Genomic DNA, 217 nt, shown 5'->3' with positions numbered 1-217 from the left:
GCGGCAGTCGGCATTACCTATTCTGGGGAAGCCAGTGAAATGATCAGTGTCAATTCACATCTCCACTACCTCGTACCAAGCGAGGGCAGCAACATCTGGTTTGACAACATGGTGATTCCCAAAACGGCTAAAAACAAAAAAGCAGCCTATGCATTCTTGAATTTCATGCTGGATCCCAAGAATGCCGCGCAAAATGCTGAATATATCGGCTATGCAA

At 46.1% G+C, this 217-nt stretch carries 1 protein-coding gene; it reads left to right on the top strand.

Going from position 1 to position 217, the window contains the following annotated elements; genetic code table 11:
* Positions 1-12: 12 nt before the first annotated feature.
* The coding region (locus tag LI126_RS16630) for an extracellular solute-binding protein (protein WP_227165780.1) at positions 13-217 on the top strand (205 nt) is incomplete at its 3' end.

Source organism: Mediterraneibacter sp. 210702-DFI.5.30, from assembly GCF_020560115.1.
In the GTDB taxonomy this organism is placed as follows: Bacteria; Bacillota; Clostridia; order Lachnospirales; family Lachnospiraceae; genus Mediterraneibacter; species Mediterraneibacter faecis.
Note: the sequence above shows the minus strand (reverse complement) of the source record. Positions and strands in the feature narration are given on the sequence as shown.